Consider the following 25,875-nt stretch of genomic DNA (forward strand, 5'->3'; position numbering starts at 1 on the left):
CGTTGTGGCGCGGAAGTCCCTTTGGTGCAGAGGAGATGACGCATTGTCAGATGGGGAGAAGTCGAGCACGGCACGGGTGATACCACCCGCACGGCCACGCAAGCTCGCCAAGGTCCCGTTCGTCGAGTTGGCCGACGGACGTCTGCAGGGCGTGGTGTCCAGCGGCTCGGACATCGAGCGGGTCTATGTCTCGTCGGTCGCGGCGGGCACCTACGCGTACGCGTGCAGCACCAACAACAACCGGCCGTGCGGCGGTGCGCGGGGCTCGTTCTGCAATCACATCCGGGCCCTGATCAACGAGGCGGTGCTGCAGTACGGCGCCGAGCGCGTCGCCCGCTACCTGAGGGTCGAGACCGTGGACGGGGAGCCGAGCGCGCACACCATCGCGTACGGCATGACCAGCGCCCGTCCGCCGCAGGGAGACACCAAGGCCGCCGCGACCGTCTTCAGCAGGTTCCTGCGCCACCTGGCCTACCTCGAACTCGCCCCGACGACCGCACCGTTGCCGGAGATGCAGTGGTTTCCGCCGACCAGGGCGGCGGCGTGATGCGGGCCGACCTGCTGATGGAATCCATCGACGGGCTCGACGAAGCCCTGGCGGCCGTCGACGCCCTTGACCGGGTGCTCGTCACCGGTCTGCTCCGCCCCCAGCCCGCTCAGGCCGCCGGCCTGACCGAGCTCGCCCACGCCGTGGCGGGGACGCCGCTGGCCGCCAGGGTCGCCGAGGCGGCCGAGAAGGCGGCGGCCGGAGCCGCGAGCGAGGACCACTTCGTCGTCCTCGCCGCCGCCCGCACCGCACTGCTCGGCTCCGTTCACGACGCGCTCACCGCCCGCGTGGACGAGGCCACCGGCCGGACCCGCGGCGAGGAAACCGACCCGGCGCCCGGCGGGCAGCAAGCGGCGAACGTGCTCGCCGCCGCCCGCGCCTGGCTGTCCGACCTGGCACGCTCCGGGTGGCAGGGCATGGACCACGACCTGGTCTCCGGATCGGCACAAGTCGTCTCCGCGATGCTTCCGGACCCGGCGCTGCGCCGCCTGGCGACGCTCCTCGACGGCTTCGCCGCCGAACTCGCCGCATCCTGCCCGGGCGCGGCCCTGGAACGGATCCCGGTACGCCGGTGGGCCGACCTGTGGTCGCGCGCGATGCTCCTCACGCTGCCCGGCGCCGCGGACGCGCCCGCGACCAGTACGGTCACCGGCCGCCTCCTGCCCCTCGGCATCGATGTGCAGGAGCACACGACCGCCGTACAGGCCCAGGTCCACGCGGTGTTCGAGCCCGCGGACGGCGGCCCGTCCCTCCTGGTGCGTGCCGGTGTGTCGGCGCCGAAGCCCGACACGGTCGTCGGAGCCGGCCTCTGGCAGCTGCTCCGCCCCCACATGTCGCTGCTGGCGGCGGTCAGTGAGGGCCGCTCGATGGAGCTCGCAGACATGCCGGTCACCTCCGAGGGCGACCTGGTCTGGAGCGACGAGCACGCACGCCCGGGCGAGCCCGCCGACGCCTTCGTGACCGCCCGCGTCGCCCTGCCCACCGCCGCCGACTCGGCAATCGCACCGCTGGACCGACACCCGGCCCGCATCGCCGTGCCTGTCTTCCTGGAGGGCTATACGGCCCAGCAGGACGACGGCACGCTGACGTTCGGCGTCGCCGGACACCCGCTCGCCGTCGACACCGATCGCATGCCGACCGCCGGCCCGCTCACCCCCAAGGACGTCGCGGCGTCCGGCGCGTGCATCGGGCTGCTCCGGTGGGACGCGGGGGTTTTCAGCGTCCAGCCGCTCGCCGTCGAGACCACCGTGCGCAAGAAGGCCGTCGCGGTCCACGCCGGGGCATGGGCCGGCGGCACCACCGACAAGGCCGGAGCCAAGGCCGAGAAGGCCGCCACCGATGCCGTGACCGTGTTGCGCGAGCGCGCCGGAAGGCTGCTGCGGAAATGACCCATCCGACCACTGCCCCGGCGACCGACCCGACGATCGCGCAGACCTCCGAGGCGGACGCGCACGACAACCGCCGCCAAGTCCTGTACTGGCGGCTCCTCGCCCGCCTCTTCGACCACGAGGAGCAGGCCACGCTGGAATCGTCGAGCCTCGCCGTCGTCGAGGACATCGGTCTGCCGTCCGCGCTCCTCGACCCGCAGGCCTCCGTCGACTCGATCGTGCAGCGCCACCCGGAGCTGGCCGCCGAGTTCGACGGTCTGATGGCGCCCGAGCCCGAGCCCGACACCAACGGCGACACCAACGGCGACGGCGACGCTGCCGGACGCGACCGGGCCGCCGAAGTCCGGCGCGCCGCGCTCGTCTCCAAGGTGCTGCTCAACGTCTTCGCCTCCGGCTCCGGCACGGTCACCGCAGGGCAGCTGGCGCGCTGGCAGTCCGACGCGGGCTGGCTGGAGCGCGCGCTCGGCTGCCGGCCGGGCGAGCTCCGCGGCGGCCGCGCCGCGGGAGGCGGGGCGGGCGCAGGCGTCAGCCCGACCGGCACCGGCGGCCGGGGCACGACGCCCGATCTCAGCCGGCTGATTCCGGCGATCGGCCCGGAACTCGGCGCCATCGAGGCCGAGCTCGTCAAGCGGATGCACCTGCGCGAGGTGCTCGCCGACCCCAAGCTCGCCGCGCAGCTGACCCCGAGCATGTCGCTGATCGAGCAGTTGCTGCGGGACAAGAACAATCTCTCGGGTGTGGCCCTGGCCAATGCCAAGGCCCTGATCCGGCGCTTCGTCGACGAGGTCGCCGAAGTGCTGCGCACGCAGGTGGAGAAGTCCGCGGTGGGCGCCCTGGACCGCTCGGTCCCGCCCAAGCGGGTGTTCCGCAACCTCGACCTCGACCGCACGATCTGGAAGAACCTCACCAACTGGAGCCCGGAGGAGGAGCGGTTGTACGTCGACCGCCTCTACTACCGGCACACCGCGCGCAAGACGACACCCCAGCGGCTGATCGTCGTCGTGGACCAGTCGGGCTCGATGGTCGACTCGATGGTGAACTGCACCATCCTGGCGTCGATCTTCGCCGGGCTGCCGAAGGTGGACGTCCACCTGATCGCGTACGACACACAGGCGCTCGACCTCACGCCATGGGTGCACGACCCCTTCGAGACCCTGCTGCGCACCAACCTCGGGGGCGGCACCGACGGCACGGTCGCCATGGCACTGGCCCAGCCGAAGATCGCCGAGCCCCGCAACACGGTCGTGGTGTGGATCTCCGACTTCTACGAATGGCGGACCGAGCCGCTGTTCGAGTCCATGGCCGCCATTCACCGCTCGGGGGCCAAGTTCATTCCGGTCGGCTCGGTGACCAGTTCCGGCCGCGGCAGTGTCAACCCGTGGTTCCGGGAGCGCTTCAAGGACCTCGGTACGCCGGTGCTCTCCGGCCACATCCGCAAGCTCGTCCACGAACTCAAGACGTTTCTCGCTTAAGACTTTTCCTGACTCAGAAAGGCCCTGTTATGTCTGACCTGTTGCGCGCCCCTGCCGAGATCAAGTTCGCCGAGGAGCTGGACTGGCTGGAGTCCGTCGACGACAACCCCAAGCCCTTCTCCTGGCGCCTGTCCCCGAAGATGGTCCGCCTGTTCGTCCTGGGCTCCGAGCGCTCCGACGGCCTGGACCGGGAGATCTCGCAGAAGTGGTTCGGCGACCGCAGCTTCGTCGAGCGCTCCATCGTCACGCTGGCCTCCGACCGCGGACTGCTGCTGATCGGCGACCCCGGCACCGGCAAGAGCTGGCTGGCCGAGCTGCTGTCGGCCGCGATCTCCCGCAATTCCACCCAGGTGGTGCAGGGCACGGCCGGCACCACCGAGGACCACATCAAGTACTCCTGGAACGTGTCCATGGTCATCGCCAAGGGCCAGTCGCGGGAGTCGATGATCCCCTCGCCGATCATGACGGCGATGGAGACCGGCACGATCGGCCGTTTCGAGGAACTCACCCGCTCCACCAGCGACGTCCAGGACGCGTTGATCTCGATCCTGTCCGAGAAGTACATCTCCGTGCCGGAGCTGGACAGCGACAACATCGTCTTCGCCAAGCCCGGCTTCTCGGTCATCGCCACCGCCAACAGCCGCGACCGGGGCGTCAACGACCTGTCCTCGGCGCTCAAGCGCCGCTTCAACTTCGTCCGCATTCCGGTGGTCACGAACAAGAAGAGCGAGGCGGAGATCGTCCGCTTCCGCACCGAGGAACTGCTGCGCCGCCACCAGATCGAGCTGGATGTGCCGCCGACGCTGCTCGACGTGCTGCTGCAGAGCTTCGCCGACCTGCGTGCCTCGGCGGCCGCGGCCGGCAGCGACGACGAGAAGCTGGAGTCCGCGCTGTCCACCGCCGAGCAGATCGGCGTACTGGAGGACGCGATCCTGCACAGCAACTTCTTCGGCGAACGTGCCCTGACCGCCCACACGCTGGCCTCCTCGCTCGTCGGATCGCTGGCGCGCCGCGAGCCGGAGGACCTGGCCATCCTCAACAAGTACCTGCACGGCGTCGTCGAGCCACGCAGCAAGGAAGAGGGCGGATCCTGGCCGGAGTTCCTGGAGGGCGGCCGCGACGCGATCGCCACCCTGTCATGAGCGGCACCGACGGCCGCACGCTCACGAGCGGCGCAGACGAGGGGACGTTCACCGGGCTCCGTACTCAACTCCAGGAAGCCGCCCAGACGTTCGCCGACGGACCGGACGCCCTGGAGGGCATCCTCCTCGGCATCGTCGACGACGTCGACCGCGCGGTGCGCGAGCCGCTGGAGATCTTCCCCGTCTGCCACCACTCGCCCGCCTCCGCGCTCGCGATGGCCCGCCGCCTGCGGGAGAAGCAGCCGAAGGTCGTGTACCTGGAGCTGTGCGAGGACATGGCGCCGCTGCTGACCGAACTGCGCAACTGCAAGCTCCCGGTGGCGGTCCAGGCGTTCGCGTCCGAAGTCGACGGCTTCCCGGCCGAGTGGTCCCCGCTGTCGGTGGTCGCGCCGATCACCGAGGCCTCGGCCGAATACCAGGCGATCGCCTACGCACTGGACACGCCGGGCGTCGAACTGGTCCTCGTCGACCGTTCCTCCGATCACGTCTTCCAGTGGGACGCACGCGCGGAGCACTCCGAGGGGCCGGCCGACCCGGACGCACCGGCCGCCGAGGAGGAGGCCGCGCTGCACGGCGACGCGGTCGGCGTCGAGATCGGCGACCTGCGGCCGCGCTTCGCCGAACTGGAGGAGCACCTGCTGCGTCACGGCAGGGTGCGGCACTGGTCGGAGTGGTGGCACCAGTACGTCGAACTGCCGCTCGGCGACAGCGACCACGACACCTACCGCCAGGTCATGCTCCTGATCGGCAGCCTCTTCCGGCGCCTCGCACCCGGCGACCCCCATCGGGTGCGCGTGGACGAGGACCGCGAGCGCTACATGTGGACCAGGATGCGCGAGCATCTGACCGCGACCGGCACCGATCCCGCGGACTGCCTGTACGTCTGCGGCGCCTTCCACGCGGCCAGCCCCGTCGAGGAGTTCGGCGTCCACGGCTCCGGCACCTTCGAGATCAGCCCGCGCAGTGCCACCAAGTGGCAGCACGGCCTGATTCCGTCGAGCCACGCGGCGATCGAGGCGCAGTTCGGCCTCGCCGCGGGCTCGGTGTCGATCGCTGAGACCGTCTGGGCGAAGAACGTCAGGCGCACGCGCGTGGAGCCGTACCGCCTGGCGGGACAGGCAGGTGCGAAGAAGTCGAAGGCCAAGAAGAAGACGGCGGCCGCTCCCGTGCAGGAGGTCGCTCCGTCCGACAAGCTGACCGGCTTCCTGCGGCGACCGCCCGTGCTGGACCGGCTGGACGAGGCCGAACTGCTCGGCTGGTCGGTGGAGATCGTGCGCGCCACGCGCCGCAACGGCTATCTCGCGTCCACCGCCGACGCCATCGCGGTGTTCGAGACGTCGATCCTGCTGGCCGGGATGCGCGACCGGGCCAAGCCGACGCCGTACGACTTCCAGGACGCGGCCGTCACCTGTATCGAGAAGGACACCGTGCCCGGCCGACGCGACGTCCGCCGCCTGGTCGAGATCATGATGGGCGGCGACCGGATCGGCCAGGTCGGCTACGACGCGCTGCCACCCCTGGCCCGCGACGTGCACGACCGGCTCGCGCCGCTGAACCTGAAGCTCCAGCAGCGCGGTGTGCAACGGGCGCTGCTGGACATAGCGTCCCAGCCGGAACTGGGGCAGTGCTCCGACGTGCTGTGGATGCTGCGGTACCTGATGCCGCAGGGCGCCGCTCGCCCGATCATGGGCGAGCGGACACTGGACGAACGGCCGATCCAGGAGTCGTGGGACCTGGCGCTGGGCACCCACCAGCGTGCGCTCATCGAGCTCGGCTACGAGGGCGTCAGCATCGAGCAGGTCCTGGAACAGCGCCTGCGCCGCACGGCGTACGGCCCGCAGGCCACCGCGGCGACCGTCCTGCAAGCCGTCGAGGACGCGACGCTGTACCTGCGCAGCCGGCGTCTCGCCGACGAGCTGGGCACGCGCGCTCTGGAGGTGCTGTCGGCCGAACGCAGCGTCGACGGCGCGCCGGAGGTGCTGCGCCGGGTGCGGCGGCTGCTGGCGTACTACCGCACCAGCGAGCCGTTGCTGCCACCGTGGATCGAGTCCTTCGTCAAGACCGGGTACGCGCATTACTGCACCCTGCTGCCGACGGCGTTCACCGACGAGGACGCCACTGTCCGTCAAGTGGCGGCGATGCTGGGCTTCTTGTTCAGCATGGAGAGCCTGGCGCTGTCGCTGGGGTGCGACCGGACCCAACTGGAGCTGGCGGTCGCCCAGTCGCATCCGGAGGATCCGTCGAAGACGGCGCTGCTGTGGGCGGCTCAGACGCAGCTCGGGTACCTCTCCCGCGCGGACCTTCGGGCGCGGTGCGACGAACTGCTCGGCAACCCCTTGGTGGTGCCCGCCTATCCGCGCTACCTCAGCGGCTTCGTCCACGCCCTGGAGCCCGTCCCGGGCCTCACCGACTTCGTCGTGGAGGCAGTGTCGAACGCGTTCGGACGGCTGCCGGACCCGGTGCTCCTGCCGTGGCTGCCGACCCTGATCAGCACCCTGCGTTCCGGGGGCGCCGACCTGGCCCCGCTGCTGATCCGCGAGGCGGGACGGATCTTCCCCGGCCGGCTCGCGGCGCTGGACGAGTGGGTGCCGCCGTGGCGCGCGCGGCCGGAGCCGCTGTCCGTGCGTCCAGCCCGGCGCGCGGACGTCGGCCCGGGTGCCGCCCTGCTCGCCGCCCACCCCGCGACGTGCGACGCGGTGGCGACTCTGCTGGGCTGCGACGGGACATGGGAGACGGCGGATCCCGGCCCGCAGGGCGCGGCACTGCTCGGTCGCCATCCGGACACGGCGGTGGCACTGGAGGCGCTGCTGGCCGTCCGGTGATCCCGGCACCGGTTCACCGCGGAGGGCGCTCGTCCGCTTCACCCGCGGCAGACCGGTGCCGCATGTCGGACGCCTCGCGCGCGCTCTCCGCTGACGTACGGTTACCGGGAGCGGCCGGTCACCGAGGGGGCCGAAATGGCGGATGTCCAGGGCGAGTTAGTGCGGGCGCTGCCCGGCACCTTGCGGGAGCACGCGGCACGGCGGGGCGGCAAGACCGCCCACCGGGACGCCCGTCGCGCCGTCTCCTACGCGGAGTGGGAGGAGCGCACCGGCCGGCTGGCGGGGCACCTGGCGCGGCTCGGGATCCGGCGCGGGGACCGGGTCGCGATCCATCTGGGCAGCCGGGTGGAGCTGGTGGAGAGTTGCCTCGGCGTGCTGCGGGCCGGCGCCATCGGCGTACTGCTCAATCCCGGCGCGTCGGACGAGGAGTTGGCGTACCTCCTCGACGAGAGCGGCGCGGTCCTGGTCGTCACCGAGGAGCCGCTGCTGCCGCGGGTCGCCCGACTGGCCGCGTGGCGGCCCGGGTTACGGGTGGTGGTCGCCACGTCGGGCCCGTCCCGGCCGAAGCGCTCACCTCCCCGGCCGACACGCTCGCCTCCCCCGCCGACACGCTCACATCCCCTGCCGACACGCTCACCTTCGAGGAGCTGGCCGGAACGGATCCGGGCCTGGCGCCCCGGGACGATCTCGGCCTCGACGATCCGGCCTGGATCCTCTACACCTCAGGCACCACGGGCAAAAGCAAGGGCGCCATCTCCACGCAGCGTTCCGCCCTGTGGGCGGTGGCCGCGGCGTACGTACCGGCGTTCGGGCTGCGGGAGCGGGACCGGCTGCTGTGGCCCCTGCCGATGTTCCACGCCTACGCCCACTCGCTGTGCCTGCTGGGGGTGGTCTCGGTCGGTGCGAGCGCCCACCTCCTCGACCGGGGCGCGAACGTCGCTCAGGCACTCGCGGCGCAGCCGTTCACCATGCTGGCCGGAGTGCCCGCCACCTACCGCCTGCTGCTGGACTCGCTGCGCGAGACGCCGGCACCCGTGCCCCCTTCTCTGCGGGTGTGCCTCACCGGGGGCGCGGCGCCACCTCGGCGACCGCCCGTACGTCGTCGTGGGTCACTCCATGGGCGGAACGGTCGCACACGCCATCGCCACACGTCTGGCGGCCGACGGCACGCCCCCGGCCGGGCTCGTCCTGGTGGACTCGTACCACATCACCCCTGACCGGGAGGCCGAACCGTGGCTGCTGGCCCTGCCCGCCCGGATCCCGCTCACCATCGGTGACGGTTCGACACCGCGGTGGACGACCTGACGCTGCTGTCACTGGGCGCGTACACCCGGATCTTCCGCGGCTGGCATCCGGAGCCGACGGATGTTCCCACGCTGCTGGTGCGCGCCACGGAGCCACTGCCGCACATGCCGGATCAGTGGCAGTCCTCCTGGCCCGGCCCGCACGACACGGCGGACGTCCCCGGCACCCATCTGAGCATGCTCGAGAACCACGCCACGACGACGGCCGAAGCCATCCGCGGATGGATCGAAGCGCTCGGCCCGGCGGCCGGGTGACGCCGGAGTACGAGCGTGCGAAAGCGACGGTCACCCGGTCGGCGCCACCGCGCCCCGATTACCGAAGTCAACCCGGTCGGCGCCCTCGACGGGGCACCTGCCGGTGTGGACGGCTCCCACGTCTGTACGAAAAAGATGGACAACTGCTTATGAGACGCGCCGCCACAGTTCTCGCACAGAGCGGCACAAAACGTGTGTTATTCGGTCATGGACAAACACACGCGGCGCACCTTGCTCGGTACCTCGATCGTGGCCATCGGCTCGGGAGTCCTGGCCGCCTGTTCCAGGGGGGGTTCGCCCTCAGGAACCGGTTCGCACTCGGCGGCCGCCTCCCCGCCCGGGGCCGACCCGCACACGGGGGCCAACCCGTACGCGGCGGGTGACCCGTACGCGGTGGCCAGCCCGCACGCGGGGAGCGGCCCGCACGCGGAGGCAGGCCCGCACGCGCGGGGCAGGGCCTTCCGCGAAAGCGGCGGCACCTTCGTCCCCAAGGGACCCAAGGGATACGTGAACCCGTCCGATCCCGAGGTCATCGCCGTCGAGAAGGAACGCGGGCCCGGACCCGTCCGCAGGTTCAGGCTCATCGCCACCGAGACGTCCCTCGACCTGGGCGGCCCGACCGTCAGGACATGGGCGTACGGCGACAGGCTGCCCGGCAAGGAGATCCGGGTAACCGCGGGCGACATCCTCGATCTCACACTCGCCAACCACCTGCCCGAGGCGACGACGCTGCACTCGCACGGCATCCGGATGCGCTGCGACATGGACGGCGTACCGGGCCTGACCCAGTACTCCATCAGGCCCGGTGCGGACTTCAACTACCGCTTCGCCGTGACGCACCCAGGCACGTACTGGCTGCATTCGCACTCGGGACTGCAGGTCGACCGGGGCCTGTACGCCCCACTGATCATCGAGGACCCCCGGGAGCCGCTGTCCTACGACAAGGAGTGGGTCATCGTCCTGGACGACTGGGTGGACGGCGTGGCCGGTTCGACCCCGGACGGGGTGCTCGCGCAGTTGCTCGACGGCAAAAAGATGGCGCACATGGACATGGGTGAGGGCACCTCGCACGACGGTTCCCGACACGCCGACGAGGGCGCCCGCTGGCACGCCGACAAGCACGCCGGACCCTCCCGCGTGCTGCACGGTTCCCGCAGCCGCATGCTGCAGGGAGAGGGCGGCAACGTCGACTACCCGTTCTACCTGATCAACGGCCGCCTCCCGCACGCCCCTTCGGTGTTCCGGGCCCGCCCCGGCGAGCGCATCCGGCTGCGGATCATCAACGCCGGGAGCGAGACGGCGTTCCGGGTGGCCCTGGGCGGCCACAAGATGACGATCACGCACACGGACGGCTACCCGGTCCAGCACGCGAGGACCGACGCGCTGCTGATCGGCATGGCCGAACGCTACGACGTGCTGATCACCGCCAAGGACGGAGTGTTCCCGCTGGTCGCGCTCGCCGAGGGCAAGGACGCACGAGCCATGGCCATCCTGCGCACCGGCGGCGGGGCCCCGCCCCGGTCCGTACATCTGCGGGAGCTCAACGGCCAGGTCGTACCGGCCAGACGCCTGGTACCGCAGGATTCCGTGGCCCTCTGCAACCGCCGCCCGGACCGCGAGCTGCGCTTCAGGCTGACCGGCGGCCACAGGAAGTACGACTGGAGCTTCGACCACCAGCCCTACTCCGTGACACAACGCCATCCGATCCGGCAGGGCGAGCGGGTCCGTCTGACCCTCATCAACGCCACCGATATGTTCCACCCCGTGCACTTGCACGGCCACACGTTCGCCCTGAAGGGCTTCGGCGCGGTCGGAGCCCGCAAGGACACCTCCCTGGTCCTGCCGCACCGCAAAATCGTGGTCGACTTCAACGCCGACAATCCGGGCCTGTGGATGCTCCACTGCCACAACCAGTACCACTCCGAATCCGGCATGATGACCATCCTCGGCTACCGGAAGTGACGAAGACGTCCCAGGGGATGCGCTGCCTGGGGACGGTGTGAGCTTTCTTCGCCCCCGCCGCCCCTACGCGTCCCGTACCTGGGGGCTGCCGCCCCCAGACACCCGCTGTCGCGCTGACGCGCTCGTCCTCGAACGCCGGACGGGCCAAACCCTTTCAGCCCGCTCCGGCGTTCGAGGAGCGGGGTCCGGGGCGGAGCCCCAGGTGCGGGACGGGTACCTTCGGAGGCGGCGCGGCGGTCAGTCCCTGAGGCGGTCGATGTGGCGGATCTTGTTGGTCGCGTCCAGGGCGGCGACCTTGTAGGACTCCGCGAGTGTCGGGTAGTTGAACACGGCGTCGACCAGGTAGTCGACCGTGCCGCCGCAGCCCATGACGGACTGGCCGATGTGGATGAGTTCGGTGGCGCCGGTGCCGAAGCAATGCACGCCGAGCAGTGTGCGGTCCTCAGGGGAGACCAGCAGCTTGAGCATGCCGTGCGAGTCGCCGATGATCTGGCCCCGGGCCAGTTCGCGATAGCGGGAGATGCCGACCTCGAACGGCACGCGGTCCTCGGTGAGTTGGTCCTCGGTCCGCCCGATGAAGCTGATCTCCGGGATGGTGTAGATGCCGATCGGCTGCAGGTCGTGCATCCGGTTCACCGGCTCGCCGCAGGCGTGGTACGCCGCCGTTCGGCCCTGCTCCATCGACGTCGCCGCCAGCGCGGGGAAGCCGATGACGTCCCCTACGGCGTAGACGTGCGGCACCTCGGTGCGGTAGTGCTCGTCAACGGTGATGCGGCCGCGCGCGTCGGCGGACAGGCCCGCCTTGTCCAGGTCGAGTTCGTCGGTGAGGCCCTGGCGGCCCGCCGAGTACATCACGGCGTCCGCGGGGATCTTCTTGCCACTCTCCAGAACCGTGAGGGTGCCTCGGGGATGACGTTCGACCGCGGCGACGGTCTCTCCGAACCGGAAGGTGACGGCCAGCTCCCGCAGGTGGTACTTCAGCGACTCGATCACCTCGACGTCGCAGAAGTCGAGCATGCCGGGCCGCTTCTCGACCACCGTGATCTTGCTGCCGAGGGCGGCGAACATGGAGGCGTACTCCATGCCGATCACCCCCGCCCCGACGATGACCATGGAACGCGGCACCTGCTCCAGGTTGAGCACATTGTCCGAGTCCATGATCGTCCGCCCGTCGAACTCGACGCTCGCGGGCCTGGCCGGACGGGTGCCGGTGGCGATGACGATGCGCTCGGCGGTCAACTGCCGTTCGTTGCCGTTCACTTCGCGCAGGGCGATCGTGTGGTCGTCGAGGAAGCGGCCGGTGCCCGCGAAGAGAGAGACGTGGTTGCGTGACAACTGGCTGCGGATGACGTCGACTTCCCGGCTGACCACGTGCTCGGTGCGCGCGGTCAGATCGGCGACGGTGATGTCCTCCTTGAGGCGGTAGCTCTGGCCGTACAGATCCCGCTGGGTGAGGCCGGTGAGATACAGAACCGCCTCACGCAGGGTCTTGGAAGGGATGGTCCCGGTGTGGATGGAGACCCCGCCGACCATGTCGGGGCGGTCGATGACGGCGACCCGACGGCCGAGCTTGGCCGCCGCGATGGCGGCCTTCTGGCCGCCCGGGCCGGATCCGATGACGAGCATGTCGAAGTCGGGCACGCTCCGGAGTCTGTCAGGCCGAGACCTTCCCTAGTGCTGTGACCGCATAGGTTCGCCGGGTTGGTGGTCGTGGCGGTTGGATGTGCGGTGACATCCGATCTGATCGCTGGAGGCGTGGTGGCTGAGCCTGTCCGTGTGCGCAGACTGACCGACCAGGAGGGGCGGCGTCTGCAGCAGATCGTGCGCCGTGGCAGTACGAGTTCGGTGCGCTATCGGCGGGCGATGATGCTGCTGGCCTCGGCCGGCGGGAACCGTGTGCCGGTGATCGCCCAGCTGGTGCAGGCCGACGACGACACCGTGCGCGATGTGATCCACCGGTTCAACGAGATCGGCCTGGCCTGCCTGGACCCTCAATGGGCGGGAGGCCGTCCCCGCCTGCTCAGCCCTGACGACGAGAACTTCGTCATCCAGACGGCCACCACCCGCCCCGCCAAGCTCGGCCAGCCCTTCACCCGCTGGTCGCTGCGCAAACTCGTCGCCTACCTGCGCAAAGTCCACGGCCGGGTGATCCGAATCGGCCGCGAGACCTTACGCGGCCTGCTCGCCCGCCGCGGCGTGACCTTCCAGCGGACCAAGACCTGGAAGGAGTCCACCGACCCTGAGCGCGACGCCAAGCTCGACCGGATCGAGTACGTCCTGGAGAACTTCCCCGACCGCGTATTCGCTTTTGACGAGTTCGGCCCGCTGGGCATCCGCCCCACCGGGGGAGCCTGCTGGGCCGGGCAGGGCCGCCCCGACCGAGTCCCGGCGACCTACCACCGCACCCACGGCGTCACCTACTTCCACGGCTGCTACTCGATCGGCGACGACACCTTGTGGGGCGTCAACCGCCGTCGCAAGGGAGCGGCCAACAGCCTGGCCGCACTCAAGTCCGTCCGGGCCGCCCGCCCGGACGGCGCCCCGATCTACGTGATCCTGGACAACCTCTCCGCGCACAAGGGCACGAAGATCCGCCGGTGGGCGCAGAAGAACAAGGTCGAGCTGTGCTTCACCCCGACCAACGCCTCCTGGGCCAACCCGATCGAGGCGCACTTCGGGCCACTGCGGCAGTTCACCCTCGCCAACTCCCACCATCCGAACCACACAGTCCAGACCCGTGAGCTGCACGCATACCTGCGCTGGCGCAACACCAACGCCCGCCACCCCGACGTCCTGGCCGCCCAACGCAAAGAACGCGCCCGCATCCGCAGCGAGAAAGGCATCCGCTGGGGCGGACGCGCCCTCGCCGACGCGGCCTGACCCAACCGGCGAACCTATGCGGTCACAGCACTAGGAAGGGTGAGCCGGGGATCAGAAGGGACGGCGCCGGGACGGGAATTCGGCGGCGGGCGAACTGATCGGTGAATCGTGCGCGGCCGTCGCCCTTCTGGGCTACATTCGAGAACCCTCGCACCGGCGCCTGTGGGGTGCGGCCACGTTGAGGAGAATTCCGGAGCGGCGCATGCACCAGTCCGACCTTCCTCCACCGGCGACAACACCGCTGCAGGGGGGACTCGCCGACAGTCTCCTCGAAACGGCACACCGCACCCCTCACCTTCCGCAGATCGCGCGCCGCCTCGATGCCTCCTCCCCGGTCTGGGTGCCGGTGACCGCCGTCGAGTTGTGGGACGAGGTTTCCGACCTGGCGCGCGGGCTCGTCGTGTCGGGGTTACGCCCGGGCGACCGCGTGGCCATCATGGCGCGTACCCGCTACGAGTGGACCGTGCTCTGCCATGCGCTGTGGTCGGTGGGCGCGGAAGTCGTTCCGATCTACCCGACGTCGTCGCACGACCAGGTCGGGTGGATCCTCAAGGACGCGCACTGCGTCGCCGTGGTGGTCGAGGACGAGCAGGGCGCCATGACGGTCGGCTCGGCGTGTGCCGAGCTCCCGTTCCTGCGCCACGTCTGGCAGTTGGACACCGGGGCGCTGTCGCACCTGGCCGACCGGGGCCAGGCGATACCGGCGACGACGGTCGACTCGCTGCGCCGGATCGTGCTGCCCGATTCGACCGCGGTCATCGCCTACACGTCCGGCACGACGGCACACCCCAGGGGCTGCGCCCTGACGCATCGCAACGTGGCGAGCCTCTGCGACACGCTGCTCGCAGGCTGGAGACAGACGACGGCTCCTCCGGGAGAGCAGCCCGCCATCCTCGCCTTCCTCCCCTTCTCCCATGTGTACGGCCTCTTGGTCCAGGGGATCTGTCTGCGCGGCGGCGTCCTGATGGGACATGAACCCGATCTGCGGGTGGAGGCGCTCTCCGCGGCCTTCCGGTCCTTCCGGCCGACCTTCCTGTTCGCGGTTCCGTTCGTCTTCGAGAAGATCTACAAGAATTTTCTGCGAACGGCCCAGCAGACGGGCCGTGGGGCGCTGTTCGAGCGTGCCGTCCGCACCGCGCAGGACTTCGCCGCCGCCGAAGAGCGTCACCGCCTGGGCGCCGGTCCCGGCCCCGGCTTCGACCTGCGGCTGCAGCACTCCCTCTACGAGAAGACGGTGTACAAGAAGCTGCGCGCGACGCTGGGCGGGAGGGTGTGCGGCGCCGTGTCGGGTGGTTCGCCCCTGAACCGTGAACTCGCCCTCTTCTACGCGGGAATCGGGATCTTCGTGCACGACGGATACGGGCTGACGGAGACGAGCGGAGGCATCACGGCGCAGCCGGTGGGGCGGGGGAAGATCGGAACGGTCGGACAGCCCTTGCCGGGCACGGAGGTGCACGTGGCCGACGACGGGGAGATCTTCGTCTGGGGGCCCTCGGTCTTCCAGGGATACATCAATGACGTCCAGGCCAATCAGGAGACGTTCCACAACGGTTGGCTGGCCACCGGGGACATCGGCCGTCTGGACTCCGAGGGTTATCTGACCATCACCGGGCGCAAGAAGGACATCATCATCACGAGTGGCGGCAAGAGTGTGGCTCCCGCCGCTCTCGAGGAGCGCCTGCGGGCCCACCCGCTCGTCCATCATGCCGTGGTGGTGGGCGACAACCGGCCCTGCGTGGGGGCCCTCATCACGCTGGATCCCGAATTCGTCGCGCACTGGCGTGCGTCCCGGGCCAAGGGTGATACACCGGTCCGGGACGCGCGCGAGGAGAACGAACTGCGGGAGGAAGTCAGACGCGCGGTCGGCGCCGCCAACAGCACCGTGTCCCGCTCGGAATCCATTCGGGTGTTCCGCGTCCTCCCGGAGCTCTTCGATCTGTCCAACGGATTGCTCACGCCCTCGATGAAGTTGCGCCGCGATGAGATCACTCGGCGGTTCGCCGCCGAGATCGAGGCGATGTATCAGGGGTCGTCGCGGGTTCCGCGGGAGTACGCGACCAGTGAGCCGTCGCTCTGGGAGGACTCGGACAACGTTTTCCGGTGAACCGGTCCGGCGCCGTCGCGGCGGGATTGATCATGCGTCGACCTTGACCGGCACGGTCGACCTCGACCGCACACAGGAGGGACTAGTCAGGTCGCCGGTGCCACCGTGTCCCGCGTACGCACCCATCCGAGCAGGGCCACCGAGCTCACCGCCGCGAACGCGCACCACGTCGAGACGAACTCCAGCTCCCACAGCGCCCAGCAGATCACCGCCCCCACCGCCACCAGGGCGCCGAGCGACAGCAGTCCGCGATCGCCGGAGAGCAGCAGCGCGCCGACGGTGGCGAGGAGGTAGCCCGCGACGAGCAGTTCCGGGTGGGACAGGTCGATGACGTAGCCGACGGTGTGGCCGCGGATCTCGGCCGTCACGGGACCGGTGGCGAGGGCGTACGCGAGGGCCGCCGCGGTCGCGAGGCCGGACGCGAGCGGGAGCGTCAGCCGGCGCCGGGCACGCCCCGGCACCGCGCACACCACGCCCGCCGGCACCCACACCGCCAGCAGCGGAAGGGCGATCACAGCCCAGGCGACGGTGGCGGGACCCGTCCCTCCGCCCGCGTCCCAGACCACGGACTCGATGATCTGGTGGGCTCCGAGCAGCAACGGCAGCGCGGCCAGCGGGAGATCCCCCCAACTGCGCACCTGCGTCACACAAGCCACTCCGACAGCGGCGATCCCGGCACCTGCTGCCAGATCGGCCGTCGCACTCCAGCACATCGCGTCACCCACCGCGTCAACAGGGGTCCGGCGTCACAAGATCGCGCCTTTCGGTGCACCACGCTAGGCCGCCGCACCGCGATGCCCGTCGAGGACACGAGCCTGGCCCGATGTGCCGCGCGGCCGAACTCGCGCGCCCGCAACTCGGCGAAGCCGACCGCGCCATCCGCACCGCCCGCACCGTCCTCGCCACCGGCGCCATCCGCACCGCCCGCGCCACCGGCGCCACGCGCACCGCCCGCGCCACCCGCGCCGTCCGCCCGCAGCCCGACGAAGCCGCTCCCCTCGTCCGCCCCGCGCGGCTCTGCGAAGCCGCCCGCCCCGCCCGTGCCGGAGCCGTCTCCTGCGCCGCATGTGTCGCCGGTGGTCTCAGTCGTCCCCATCGTCGCCCCCTCCGCCTCGACCGGGCCCGCGGCCTGCCCGACGGACCTGCTGCCGCCCGGCCCTCATCATCCGCCGGTACGGTCCGCGCCACAGGTCTTCTCAACCCCTGAAGCTTCAACAAAGCCCTGCGTGGCCGCTCCCGCCCCGGGAGCGGCCACGCCAGACTCGGCGCGTGGTGCGCGGGGAGCCGAGGCGGGGGATGCTTGTAGCTGATGGGACAGCGGATACGCAGGTGCTAGTGATGCCGTCGGGGGCCTTCCGGTACGGGAGGCCTCCTCTGGCTATGGCTGGGCTGATCCCGGAGGTATGCCGAGGGCCTCTTCCGGCAGGCACCCGCGCCATCGACCCGCGACCGCTGCCGGCCAGTGACGTCAGGACGGTACGGCGATGAAGAGCTATGGAAACCGCCACGGTGGAGTCGTCACCAGTCAGTCGGTGTTCGGAGCGCCGTGCTGGGTCAGCCTGACCACACGCGACCTGCGGGCCGCGGAGGACTTCTACCACGCCGTACTGGGCTGGGAGTGGGACTCCGACAGCAAGATGGGCGAGCAGTACCGGATCGCCCGCGTCGACAAGGTCCCCGTCGCGGGGCTCTCAGAGGTGGACTTCGTGGCCAGGACGGCGGTCGCCTGGACCGCCTACTTCGCCGTGTCGAGTGCGAACGAGACGGTAGCCCGTAGCCAGGAGCGCGGGGGTACGACCGCGGTGGGCCCGATCTCACTGCCGCCGGGCCGGGCGGCACTGCTGGCCGACCGGGACGGGGCGGTCTTCGGTATCTGGGAGGGCGAACTGGTGTCCGGCTGGGAGACGTGGCGCCGCGCGGCACCCGTCTTCATACGGCTGCACACCCGCGACGCCTTCGACGCCGCCCTGTTCTACGGAGAGGTTCTGGACTGGGCATCCTCGACCCCCGGATGCTGCGAGGTCCGCTACGAGGAGAACGAGGTCGTCCTGCGCAGTCAGGAGCAGGTCGTGGCCAGGATCCACTCGGGCGCGGTGGGGGCGGCGCCCGATCCCACCATCCGGCCGCACTGGCAGATCCACTTCGCGGTCTCCGACGTGGAGGCCTGTGCCCGGGCCGCGCGAGCGCACGGCGGCACGGCCCATCAGCAGGGGGTCGGCTCGACGGAGGCGGTCCTCAGCGACCCCGACGGGGCGCACTTCACCGTGACCTCCAAGGCCGCCGTATAGGACCTCCAAGGCCGCGTCCCGTCCTGCTCCCCCAGCTGCCAGCGCCTCCCCCAGCGCCGTGCGCCCGTACAGGACGTAGAGACCCCGCCGGTGCGACACCAGCAGCTCCGCCTCGCGCAGCACGGAGGGCGAGCCTGACCGTGCCGGTAGTGGCCCAGGCCATGGCCCTGCTGGGCCTGTACGCGGGCGGGCGCAGCCAGGCGGTGGTGGTCGCCATGCTGATGCTGCTGGGGGCGTCGGTGGGCCCCTTCGTCATGGCCACGCAGAGTGAGGTGCTGCGCGTCGCGCCCGGGCGGACGGAGCCGGCCCTGGCGGCGAACTCGGCCGCCTTCAACGCGGGCGTCGCGGCGGGCGCGCTGACCGGAGGCGCCCTGCTGTCCGCCATCGGGGTGCGCGGAACCTTCCTGGTCGGGGGGCTGCTGACGCTCGCGGCGCTGGCGGTGCTGACGTGGCCGGCGCATACGCGCCCGGAGGAAGTCACCCCGCCCACGACGCGACGGAATCCGCGGATCGGGCTCCAATAGAGGGTGATGGGATTCAACCGGTACGACAGGTGCCGCCGAGCCGCGCGTCATGGCGGCGGTGCGATGGAGGTCCGCGATGTCCACTGCTCTCCGGCTCCTGCCCGCCCTCTCCCGCGAACATCGCGAACGGCTGATGAGCGTGGCCCGCGAGGTCGCGTTCCCCGAGGACGGGAGGATCTTCGAGGCAGGCGGAACCGCGGACCGTTTCTGGGTGGTCCGCTCCGGAACGGTCTCCCTCTACCAGCAGGTCGTCGCGGACAGACGCATCTCCGTGGCGACCCTCGGGCCAGGTGATCTGCTCGGCTGGTCCTGGCTGTTTCCGCCCCACACATGGGATTTCGGCGCCGAGGCCTTCAGTCCCGTACGCGCCTACGAGTTCGACGCCGCTCGGGTACGCACCCTGTGCGACCAGGATCCGACGCTGGAGCTGTCCCTGACCCGGACGATCGGCGCCATCCTGGCCCACCGGCTCGAGACGACGCGAGCGGCGCTGATCGAGCACTACGCGCGGCACGGAAGAAGTGGCGACGGCTGAGGGCAGGACAGGAATCGAGCCTGGGATAGGAATCTCGTATGGACGACACCCCCGATTCCTTCGAGCTCCTCCCCGGCGCGGTCGACTCGCCCGTGATCCTGCACGTGCCGCACTCCTCGCGGCACCTCCCGGTGCCGGTGCGCGACGGCATCGTGCTCGACGACGCGGCGCTGGAGCGCGAGTTGGACCACATCACGGACGCGCACACCGCGGAGCTGGCCGAGGCCGTGGCCGAGGCGGCGGGACGCACGCCGTGGCGGTTCGTCAACCGGCTGTCCCGGCTGGTCATCGATCCCGAACGCTTTCCCGACGAGCGCGAGGAGATGCTGGCCGTCGGGATGGGCGCGGTCTACACACGCACCACGCATCGCAGGCCCCTGCGGCCCGCGGACGTGGATCCGCGGCCGCTGATCGACCGTTACTTCCACCCGTACGCACGGGCGATGACGGCGGCGGTCGCCGACCGGCTAGCCGCCACCGGGCGCGCCGTGATCGTCGACGTCCACTCGTATCCGTCGGCTCGGCTGCCGTACGAGCTGCACGGCGACGGGCCGCGGCCGCACATCTGCGTCGGGACCGACGCCTTTCACACGCCGCCCGAGCTGGTCACCCTCGCGGAAAAGGCGTTCGCGGTCCTCGGCGATGTGGGGTTCGACAGCCCGTTCTCCGGTGCGTACGTACCGCTGAGGTTCTACGAGAGGGAGCCGCGGGTCACCGCCCTGATGGTGGAGATCCGGCGGGACACGTACATGACCGAACCGGGAGGGCCTGCGGGCCCGGGGTTCGCACGGCTCGCCTCGGCGCTGACGGCTCTCGTCGATGCCGTGGTCAGCGGGTGAAGCGCCAGCGGGTCTGGCTGAAGCGCTCGCCCCTGCCGACCCGAAGACGGTGTCGGGCGCCACCGCGAAGACCACGGCGCGGCCCGCGTCCGTGGTCTCCTCGGTCGGCGTTCCGGCGGCCGGTCGCGCAACGGCCTGTCCGTGGAGCGCGGATACCCCTAGGGTCGGGGTAAGCAACCGCTTAGCCACAGACTCGGGAAGGCACGGAATCATGCCGGTCGTCGACGCCTGGATGCAGCACCCCACCCTCCGCCACTCCAACCACGAGATGTTCGAGTCGCTGCGCCGCTGGACGGGCATGGGAATGCTGGAAGAACCCCTGCCGGTCAAGACCACGGTGGCGGCGCTGGCGGCCGCCGACGTGGAGATCGGGCTGTCCGCGGCCTGGTACGGGCCGCAGGGGCCGCTCATCAGCAACGACGAGGTCGCCGAGTTCGTCGCCCAGTCCGAGGGGCGGCTGCGTGGCGTGGCGTGCGTGGATCTGGCGAAGCCGGTCGCCGCCGTACGAGAACTGCGGCGGGCCGTCGAGGAACTCGGGTTCGTGGCGCTCAGGATCGTGCCGTGGCTGTGGCAGCTGCCGCCCACCGACCGGCTCTACTACCCGCTGTACGCCGCCTGCGCCGAGCTCGGCGTCCCGTTCTGCACGCAGGTCGGGCACACCGGACCGCTGCGCCCCTCGGAGACCGGCCGGCCGATCCCGTACATCGACCAGGTCGCCATCGACTTCCCCGAACTGACCATCGTCTGCGGGCACATCGGTTACCCGTGGACCACGGAGATGATCGCGGTGGCCGACAAGCACCCGCGCGTCTACATCGACACCAGCGCGTACACCGCCCGCCGCTACCCGCCCGAGCTGGTGGAGTATCTGCGCGGCCGGGGACGCCGGAAGGTCCTCTTCGGCTCCAACTACCCCATGATCACGCCGGCTCAGGCGCTGGAGCACCTCGCCGACCTGCGCCTGGACGATGAGACCACCGAGCTGTTCCTGTCGGGCAACGCCCGGTCCGTCTTCCGCCTCGGGAATCAGTCGTAAGGCGCGGCCCCCGGGCGGGCCCCACGGTCCGCGACACCCTGCCGCCCCGGGCGGACACCCTCGCGCCCTTCGCGTGAGCGCCCGGATTCCGAGCAAAGGTGACCGATCGTACATACGATTGAGCCGTAAACCGGCCGAACCGCGTACGCGCGGCCGGGACGACACCGACCCGCTCGGGGTGGGAGGCGTATGACACAGGCCGCCGGTCCGGCGCGGACCGTCATTCTGACCGTGGATGACGATCCCGGGGTGTCGCGTGCCGTGGCCCGCGACCTCAGGCGCCGCTACGGCGAGGCGCACCGGATCGTCCGCGCCGAATCCGGGGAGACCGCGCTGGACGCGCTGCGGGAGCTGAAGCTGCGCGGCGACCAGGTGGCGGTGATCCTCGCCGACTACCGGATGCCGCAGATGAACGGCATCGAGTTCCTGGAGCAGGCGCTCGACGTGTATCCGGGCGCCCGGCGCGTGCTGCTGACCGCGTACGCGGACACGAACGCGGCGATCGACGCGATCAATGTGATCGATCTCGATCACTACCTGCTCAAGCCGTGGGATCCGCCGGAGGAGAAGCTCTATCCGGTCGTGGACGATCTCCTGGACGCGTGGCGGGCCAGCGACTACCGGCCCGTGCCGATGTGCAAGGTGGTCGGGCACCGGTACTCCGCGCGCACCTCGGGCGTCCGGGAATTCCTGGCCCGCAACCAGGTGCCCTACCGCTGGTACGCGTCCGACACACCGGAGGGGCAGCGGCTGCTGGCCGCCGCCGGGCAGGACGGGGGGCGGCTGCCGCTGGTGATCACGCCGGACGGTACGCCGCTGGTGGAGCCCGAGGACCCGGATCTGGCGGCGCGGGTGGGGCTGGCCACGACACCGACGGAGGAGTTCTACGACCTCGTCGTGATCGGCGGCGGTCCGGCCGGTCTCGGGGCCGCCGTGTACGGCGCGTCGGAAGGGCTGCGGACCGTCCTCGTCGAGCGGTCGGCGACCGGCGGGCAGGCGGGACAGAGCTCGCGGATCGAGAACTACCTCGGCTTCCCGGACGGTGTGTCCGGGGCGCAGCTCACCGACCGGGCGCGGCGGCAGGCGGCGAAGTTCGGCGCCGAGATCCTCACCGCGCGCGAGGTGACCGGTCTCGAGGCCACCGGGGCGTCGCACACCATCCGCTTCTCCGACGGTTCCGCGATCGCCGCGCACGCCGTGATCCTGGCGACCGGTGTGTCGTACCGGCAGTTGGAGGCGCCCGGTATCGCGGACCTGACGGGTTGCGGGGTGTTCTACGGTTCGGCGCTGACCGAGGCGGCCGCCTGCCAGGGGCACGACGTGTACATCGTGGGCGGGGCGAACTCGGCCGGGCAGGCCGCCCTGTACCTGGCGCGGGGCGCGAAGTCCGTCACCATCCTCGTCCGCGGCTCCTCGCTGTCCGCATCGATGTCCCACTATCTGGTCCAGCAGATCGACGAGGCACCCAACATCACGGTGCGCACCGGTACGGTCGTCGAGGCAGCGCACGGCACGGACCATCTGGAGCAGCTCACCCTCCGCGATGTGGCGAGCGGGCACACCGAACTCGTCGACGCGCAGTGGATGTTCGTGTTCATCGGCGCGGCCCCGCTCACCGACTGGCTGGAGGGGACCGTCCTCAGGGACGAACGCGGGTTCATCATGGCCGGCCCGGACATGACGCCCGACGGACAGCCGCCCCCGGGCTGGGAGCTGGACCGGCCGCCGTACCACCTGGAGACCAATGTGCCCGGCGTGTTCGTCGCGGGAGACGCGCGCGCCGAGTCCGCGAAGCGGGTCGCGTCCGCGGTCGGAGAGGGAGCCATGGCCGTCATGCTCGTCCACCGTTATCTGGAGCAGTCATGAGCGGGTACCTGGAGCGGTCATGAGCGGGCGCCCGATGCCGTGCGATGCGGCCGAGCTCAGCACGCTGTTCCTGTTCGAGAAGCTGAACACTGAGCAGCTCGACCGGCTGTGCCGGGAAGGCCGGGTGGAGATGTTCGAGCCCGGCGATGTGTACCGCGAGGGCGAGCCCGCCACCTGCTTCTTCGTGCTCCTCGAAGGCACCGTCGTGATGTCGCGCCTGGTCGGCAGGGACGACGTGGAGATCAGCCGCAGCTCCCAGCGCGGGGTGTACGCGGGGGCCATGCAGGCGTATCTGGCCGGCCAGGACCAGGCGGTCTACAAGGGCTCCATGCGGGTCATCGAGCCCTCGCGGTTCTTCGTCCTGCCCGCCCAGACGTTCTCGGCGATCCTGCGCGACTGGTTCCCCATGGCCGTGCATCTGCTGGAGGGGATGTTCTTCGGCAGCCAGAAGACCCAGCGGACGATCGGTCAGCGCGAGCGGCTGCTGGCGCTCGGCTCGCTGGCGGCCGGACTCACGCATGAGCTCAACAACCCGGCGGCCGCCGCGGTCCGGGCCACCTCGGCGCTGCGCGAGCGGGTGGCCGGCATGCGGCACAAGCTGGGCATGATCGCGGCGGGCCCGTACGCGCGCGACGCTCTGGAGACCCTCGTCGAGATCCAGGAGCGCACGGCAGAACAGGTCGCCAAGGCCACGCCCTTGAGCCCTCTGGAGGCGTCCGACCGGGAGGACGCCCTCGCCGACTGGCTCGACGACCACGGCATCGCGGGCGGCTGGCAGTTGGCACCGACGTTCGTGCAGGCGGGTCTCGACACGGACTGGCTGGACCAGGTCGCGGCCGCTGTCGACGAGCAGTCCCTCGACGGCGCGGTCCGGTGGCTCAACTACACCGTGGAGACCGAGCTCCTGATGAACGAGATCGAGGACTCCACGGCCCGTGTCTCGCACCTCGTGAACGCGGCCAGGCAGTACTCGCAGCTCGACCGGGCGCCCTACCAGGTCGCCGATCTGCACGAACTGCTGGACAGCACGCTGATGATGCTCTCCGGCAAGATGGGCCCCGGCGTCAAGGTCGTCAAGGAGTACGACCGTACGCTGCCGAAGATCCCCGCCTATCCGGGCGAGTTGAACCAGGTATGGACCAACCTCATCGACAACGCCGTGTCGGCGATGGACGGCGAGGGGACGCTGACGGTGCGCACGGCGCTCGACGGGGACCAGGCGCTCGTCGAGTTCCGCGACACCGGGCCCGGGGTGCCCGCCGAGATCCGCGACCGCATCTTCGACCCGTTCTTCACCACCAAGCCGGTCGGTGAGGGCACCGGGCTCGGCCTGGACATCTCGTGGCGGATCGTCGTCAACAAACACCGCGGGAGCCTCCAAGTGCGGTCCGTGCCCGACGACACCCGTTTCCAGGTACGTCTTCCGCTGACCGTCACGGACACCTCCGAGGAGCCGTCATGACCACCTCGACCGGAATCGACCCCACCGTCCCGCCGAGCGGCACCGGCTGCGTCGAGTGCGACGCCGTCGGCGGGTGGTGGTTCCATCTGCGGCGCTGCGCGCAGTGCGGTCACATCGCCTGCTGCGACGACTCGCCTGCCAAGCACGCCACCGCCCACGCGCGGAGCACCGGGCACCCCGTCATCCGCAGCTTCGAGCCGGGCGAGAGCTGGTTCTGGAACTACGACACGTCCGAGCTGTACGAGTCGGGGCCCGGCCTCGCTCCCCCGGCGAGCCACCCGGCCGACCAGCCCACCCCCGGACCGGCCGGACGCGTTCCGGCGAACTGGGCCGAGACGCTTCGCTGAGGGAGCACGCTGCGGGGGTGCGCTGCTGCGGGGACGTCCTGCGGGGCGGGGTTCAGCGCCGGACGATGTTGGGCAGGGTGCCCTGTTGAGCCATGGCCATGCGGAAAGGTTGACTGCGTTGACTGCCTTGATCGGTATCCCGGAGATCCGGACCATGGCCGAACGGATCGCCGGCCATGTCGTGCGAACACCCACGGTGCCGAGTCCAGGGCTGTCGTCGCTGCTGAACGCACCGGTCACGGTGAAACTGGAACTGCTGCAGCGCACAGGGTCGTTCAAGGCGCGTGGCGCGACGGCAAAGCTGCTCGCGCTGAGCGAGGCCGAGCGCGCGGCGGGTGTCGTGGCGGTGAGCGGCGGCAACCACGGGATCGCGCTCGCGGTGATGGCCGCCGCGCTCGATGTGAAGGCGACCGTGGTGATGCCGCGGTCGGCCCCGGCGCGGTCCGCCGAGATCGTGGAGTCGACCGGCGCCCTCCTGCGACTGACCGACGGCATGGACGAAGCGTTCGCGCTCATGGAGCGGTTGCGGGACGAGGGGCTGACGCCCGTCCACCCCTTCGACGATCCGCTCGTGATCGCCGGACAGGGCACCGTCGGCCTGGAGTTCGCCGACGACGCCGGCGAACTGACCGACGTGCTCGTCAGCATCGGGGGCGGCGGGCTGATCTCCGGTGTCGCCGCGGCACTGCGCACGCTGCGGCCCGGGGTGCGGATCTGGGGTGTGGAGACGGAAGGCGCGCAGGCCATGTCGGAGGCGTTGGCCGCGGGCGGTCCGGTACCGGTGGCACTGTCGTCGATCGTGACCACGCTCAGCGCACCCGCCGTCTCGCACCTGACCTACGACCATGTGTCCGCCCTGGTCGACGACGTGCTCGTGATCCCGGACCGCGAGGCGGTCCAGGGCATTCTCGACCTCGCCGACCACGCCAAGGTGTGGGCCGAACCGGCCGCGGGCTGTCTGCTGCCCGCGGCCCGGCGGGTACGGGAACGTGTGGGTGACGGGGCGCGGCTCGGGCTGGTGCTGTGCGGGGGCAACGCGGCCCCCGGAGACGTCATGTCCTGGGCGGAGCGTTTCGGCCTGAACTGAGCATGTGCGGTCCGC

22 protein-coding genes and 2 pseudogenes are annotated in these 25,875 nt (G+C 70.7%); 22 read left to right on the forward strand and 2 right to left on the reverse strand.

Annotation, left to right across the window (positions count from 1 at the left end; all coding sequences use genetic code 11):
* The first annotated feature begins 43 nt into the window (after positions 1-43).
* The 10 genes and pseudogenes from C4B68_RS02730 to C4B68_RS02765 all read left to right on the forward strand — a co-directional run bounded on the left by C4B68_RS02730 (position 44) and on the right by C4B68_RS02765 (position 10,892).
* Positions 44-547: a hypothetical protein gene (locus tag C4B68_RS02730; protein WP_180289406.1), complete on the forward strand. Its 504-nt coding sequence runs from the start codon at positions 44-46 to the stop codon at positions 545-547.
* Positions 517-1,935, forward strand: a complete 1,419-nt coding sequence (locus C4B68_RS02735; RefSeq protein ID WP_099506622.1) for a hypothetical protein — start codon at positions 517-519, stop codon at positions 1,933-1,935. Before C4B68_RS02730 ends, C4B68_RS02735 begins: the two co-directional genes overlap by 31 nt.
* Positions 1,932-3,407 (forward strand): vWA domain-containing protein, encoded by a 1,476-nt coding sequence (locus tag C4B68_RS02740; RefSeq protein ID WP_240634156.1) that lies wholly within the window; start codon positions 1,932-1,934, stop codon positions 3,405-3,407. The genes C4B68_RS02735 and C4B68_RS02740 overlap by 4 nt, the downstream gene beginning before the upstream one ends.
* A 29-nt stretch (positions 3,408-3,436) precedes the next feature.
* Entirely contained in the window at positions 3,437-4,549 is a 1,113-nt protein-coding gene (locus C4B68_RS02745; RefSeq protein ID WP_099506621.1) for an ATP-binding protein, read from the forward strand.
* A complete protein-coding gene (locus C4B68_RS02750) occupies positions 4,546-7,371 on the forward strand; it encodes a DUF5682 family protein (RefSeq protein WP_099506620.1) in 2,826 nt (941 codons plus the stop codon). The genes C4B68_RS02745 and C4B68_RS02750 overlap by 4 nt, the downstream gene beginning before the upstream one ends.
* A 135-nt stretch (positions 7,372-7,506) precedes the next feature.
* A pseudogene (locus tag C4B68_RS44030) lies at positions 7,507-7,842 on the forward strand (AMP-binding protein); the annotation flags it as partial.
* A gap of 41 nt (positions 7,843-7,883) precedes the next feature.
* Positions 7,884-8,396, forward strand: a pseudogene (locus C4B68_RS02755) (AMP-binding protein); the annotation flags it as partial.
* A gap of 91 nt (positions 8,397-8,487) precedes the next feature.
* The gene (locus C4B68_RS44595) at positions 8,488-8,676 is read left to right on the forward strand and encodes a hypothetical protein (protein WP_373682289.1); all 189 of its coding nucleotides are present in this window, start codon (positions 8,488-8,490) and stop codon (positions 8,674-8,676) included.
* Positions 8,664-8,930: an alpha/beta hydrolase family protein gene (locus C4B68_RS02760; RefSeq protein ID WP_099506618.1), complete on the forward strand. Its 267-nt coding sequence runs from the start codon at positions 8,664-8,666 to the stop codon at positions 8,928-8,930. The genes C4B68_RS44595 and C4B68_RS02760 overlap by 13 nt, the downstream gene beginning before the upstream one ends.
* Positions 8,931-9,137: 207 nt before the next feature.
* Positions 9,138-10,892 (forward strand): multicopper oxidase family protein, encoded by a 1,755-nt coding sequence (locus C4B68_RS02765; protein ID WP_099506617.1) that lies wholly within the window; start codon positions 9,138-9,140, stop codon positions 10,890-10,892.
* A gap of 237 nt (positions 10,893-11,129) precedes the next feature.
* On the opposite strand, the gene sthA is transcribed toward C4B68_RS02765, so the two are convergent.
* On the reverse strand, positions 11,130-12,533 hold the full coding sequence (gene sthA, locus C4B68_RS02770) for a Si-specific NAD(P)(+) transhydrogenase (RefSeq protein ID WP_099506616.1): 1,404 nt from the start codon (positions 12,531-12,533) through the stop codon (positions 11,130-11,132).
* Between the two features lie 117 nt (positions 12,534-12,650).
* Here sthA and C4B68_RS02775 point away from each other — a divergent pair, with 117 nt between their 5' ends.
* Complete coding sequence (locus C4B68_RS02775; RefSeq protein ID WP_338059730.1) at positions 12,651-13,772, forward strand: IS630 family transposase; 1,122 nt, start codon at positions 12,651-12,653, stop codon at positions 13,770-13,772.
* Positions 13,773-13,974: 202 nt separating this feature from the next.
* Positions 13,975-15,876 carry an AMP-dependent synthetase/ligase gene (locus C4B68_RS02780; RefSeq protein WP_099501202.1) on the forward strand — a complete coding sequence of 634 codons (1,902 nt, stop codon included), beginning with the start codon at positions 13,975-13,977 and terminating at the stop codon, positions 15,874-15,876.
* A gap of 86 nt (positions 15,877-15,962) precedes the next feature.
* On the opposite strand, the gene C4B68_RS02785 is transcribed toward C4B68_RS02780, so the two are convergent.
* Entirely contained in the window at positions 15,963-16,589 is a 627-nt protein-coding gene (locus C4B68_RS02785; protein ID WP_099501204.1) for a DUF6629 family protein, read from the reverse strand.
* Between the two features lie 110 nt (positions 16,590-16,699).
* Here C4B68_RS02785 and C4B68_RS41670 point away from each other — a divergent pair, with 110 nt between their 5' ends.
* The 10 genes from C4B68_RS41670 (at position 16,700) to C4B68_RS02835 (ending at position 25,860) form a co-directional block, all read left to right on the forward strand.
* Complete coding sequence (locus C4B68_RS41670; protein ID WP_167458998.1) at positions 16,700-17,083, forward strand: hypothetical protein; 384 nt, start codon at positions 16,700-16,702, stop codon at positions 17,081-17,083.
* Between the two features lie 277 nt (positions 17,084-17,360).
* Positions 17,361-18,164, forward strand: a complete 804-nt coding sequence (locus C4B68_RS02795) for a VOC family protein (RefSeq protein ID WP_099501206.1) — start codon at positions 17,361-17,363, stop codon at positions 18,162-18,164.
* A 134-nt stretch (positions 18,165-18,298) separates the two neighbouring features.
* Positions 18,299-18,688, forward strand: a complete 390-nt coding sequence (locus C4B68_RS02800; RefSeq protein WP_373682214.1) for an MFS transporter — start codon at positions 18,299-18,301, stop codon at positions 18,686-18,688.
* A gap of 76 nt (positions 18,689-18,764) precedes the next feature.
* Complete coding sequence (locus C4B68_RS02805; protein ID WP_099501207.1) at positions 18,765-19,223, forward strand: cyclic nucleotide-binding domain-containing protein; 459 nt, start codon at positions 18,765-18,767, stop codon at positions 19,221-19,223.
* A 38-nt stretch (positions 19,224-19,261) separates the two neighbouring features.
* Positions 19,262-20,062: an N-formylglutamate amidohydrolase gene (locus C4B68_RS02810; protein ID WP_099501209.1), complete on the forward strand. Its 801-nt coding sequence runs from the start codon at positions 19,262-19,264 to the stop codon at positions 20,060-20,062.
* Between the two features lie 211 nt (positions 20,063-20,273).
* Positions 20,274-21,098 carry an amidohydrolase family protein gene (locus C4B68_RS02815; RefSeq protein ID WP_099501211.1) on the forward strand — a complete coding sequence of 275 codons (825 nt, stop codon included), beginning with the start codon at positions 20,274-20,276 and terminating at the stop codon, positions 21,096-21,098.
* 189 nt (positions 21,099-21,287) lie between these two features.
* Positions 21,288-22,964: an NAD(P)/FAD-dependent oxidoreductase gene (locus tag C4B68_RS02820; protein ID WP_099501212.1), complete on the forward strand. Its 1,677-nt coding sequence runs from the start codon at positions 21,288-21,290 to the stop codon at positions 22,962-22,964.
* A 19-nt stretch (positions 22,965-22,983) separates the two neighbouring features.
* Complete coding sequence (locus tag C4B68_RS02825) at positions 22,984-24,426, forward strand: ATP-binding protein (RefSeq protein WP_099501214.1); 1,443 nt, start codon at positions 22,984-22,986, stop codon at positions 24,424-24,426.
* Complete coding sequence (locus tag C4B68_RS02830) at positions 24,423-24,773, forward strand: UBP-type zinc finger domain-containing protein (protein WP_099501216.1); 351 nt, start codon at positions 24,423-24,425, stop codon at positions 24,771-24,773. The genes C4B68_RS02825 and C4B68_RS02830 overlap by 4 nt, the downstream gene beginning before the upstream one ends.
* A 127-nt stretch (positions 24,774-24,900) precedes the next feature.
* Positions 24,901-25,860 (forward strand): threonine/serine dehydratase family protein, encoded by a 960-nt coding sequence (locus tag C4B68_RS02835; RefSeq protein WP_099501217.1) that lies wholly within the window; start codon positions 24,901-24,903, stop codon positions 25,858-25,860.
* The last annotated feature ends 15 nt before the right edge of the window (positions 25,861-25,875 follow it).

The organism is Streptomyces dengpaensis (genome assembly GCF_002946835.1).
GTDB lineage: Bacteria > Actinomycetota > Actinomycetes > Streptomycetales > Streptomycetaceae > Streptomyces > Streptomyces dengpaensis.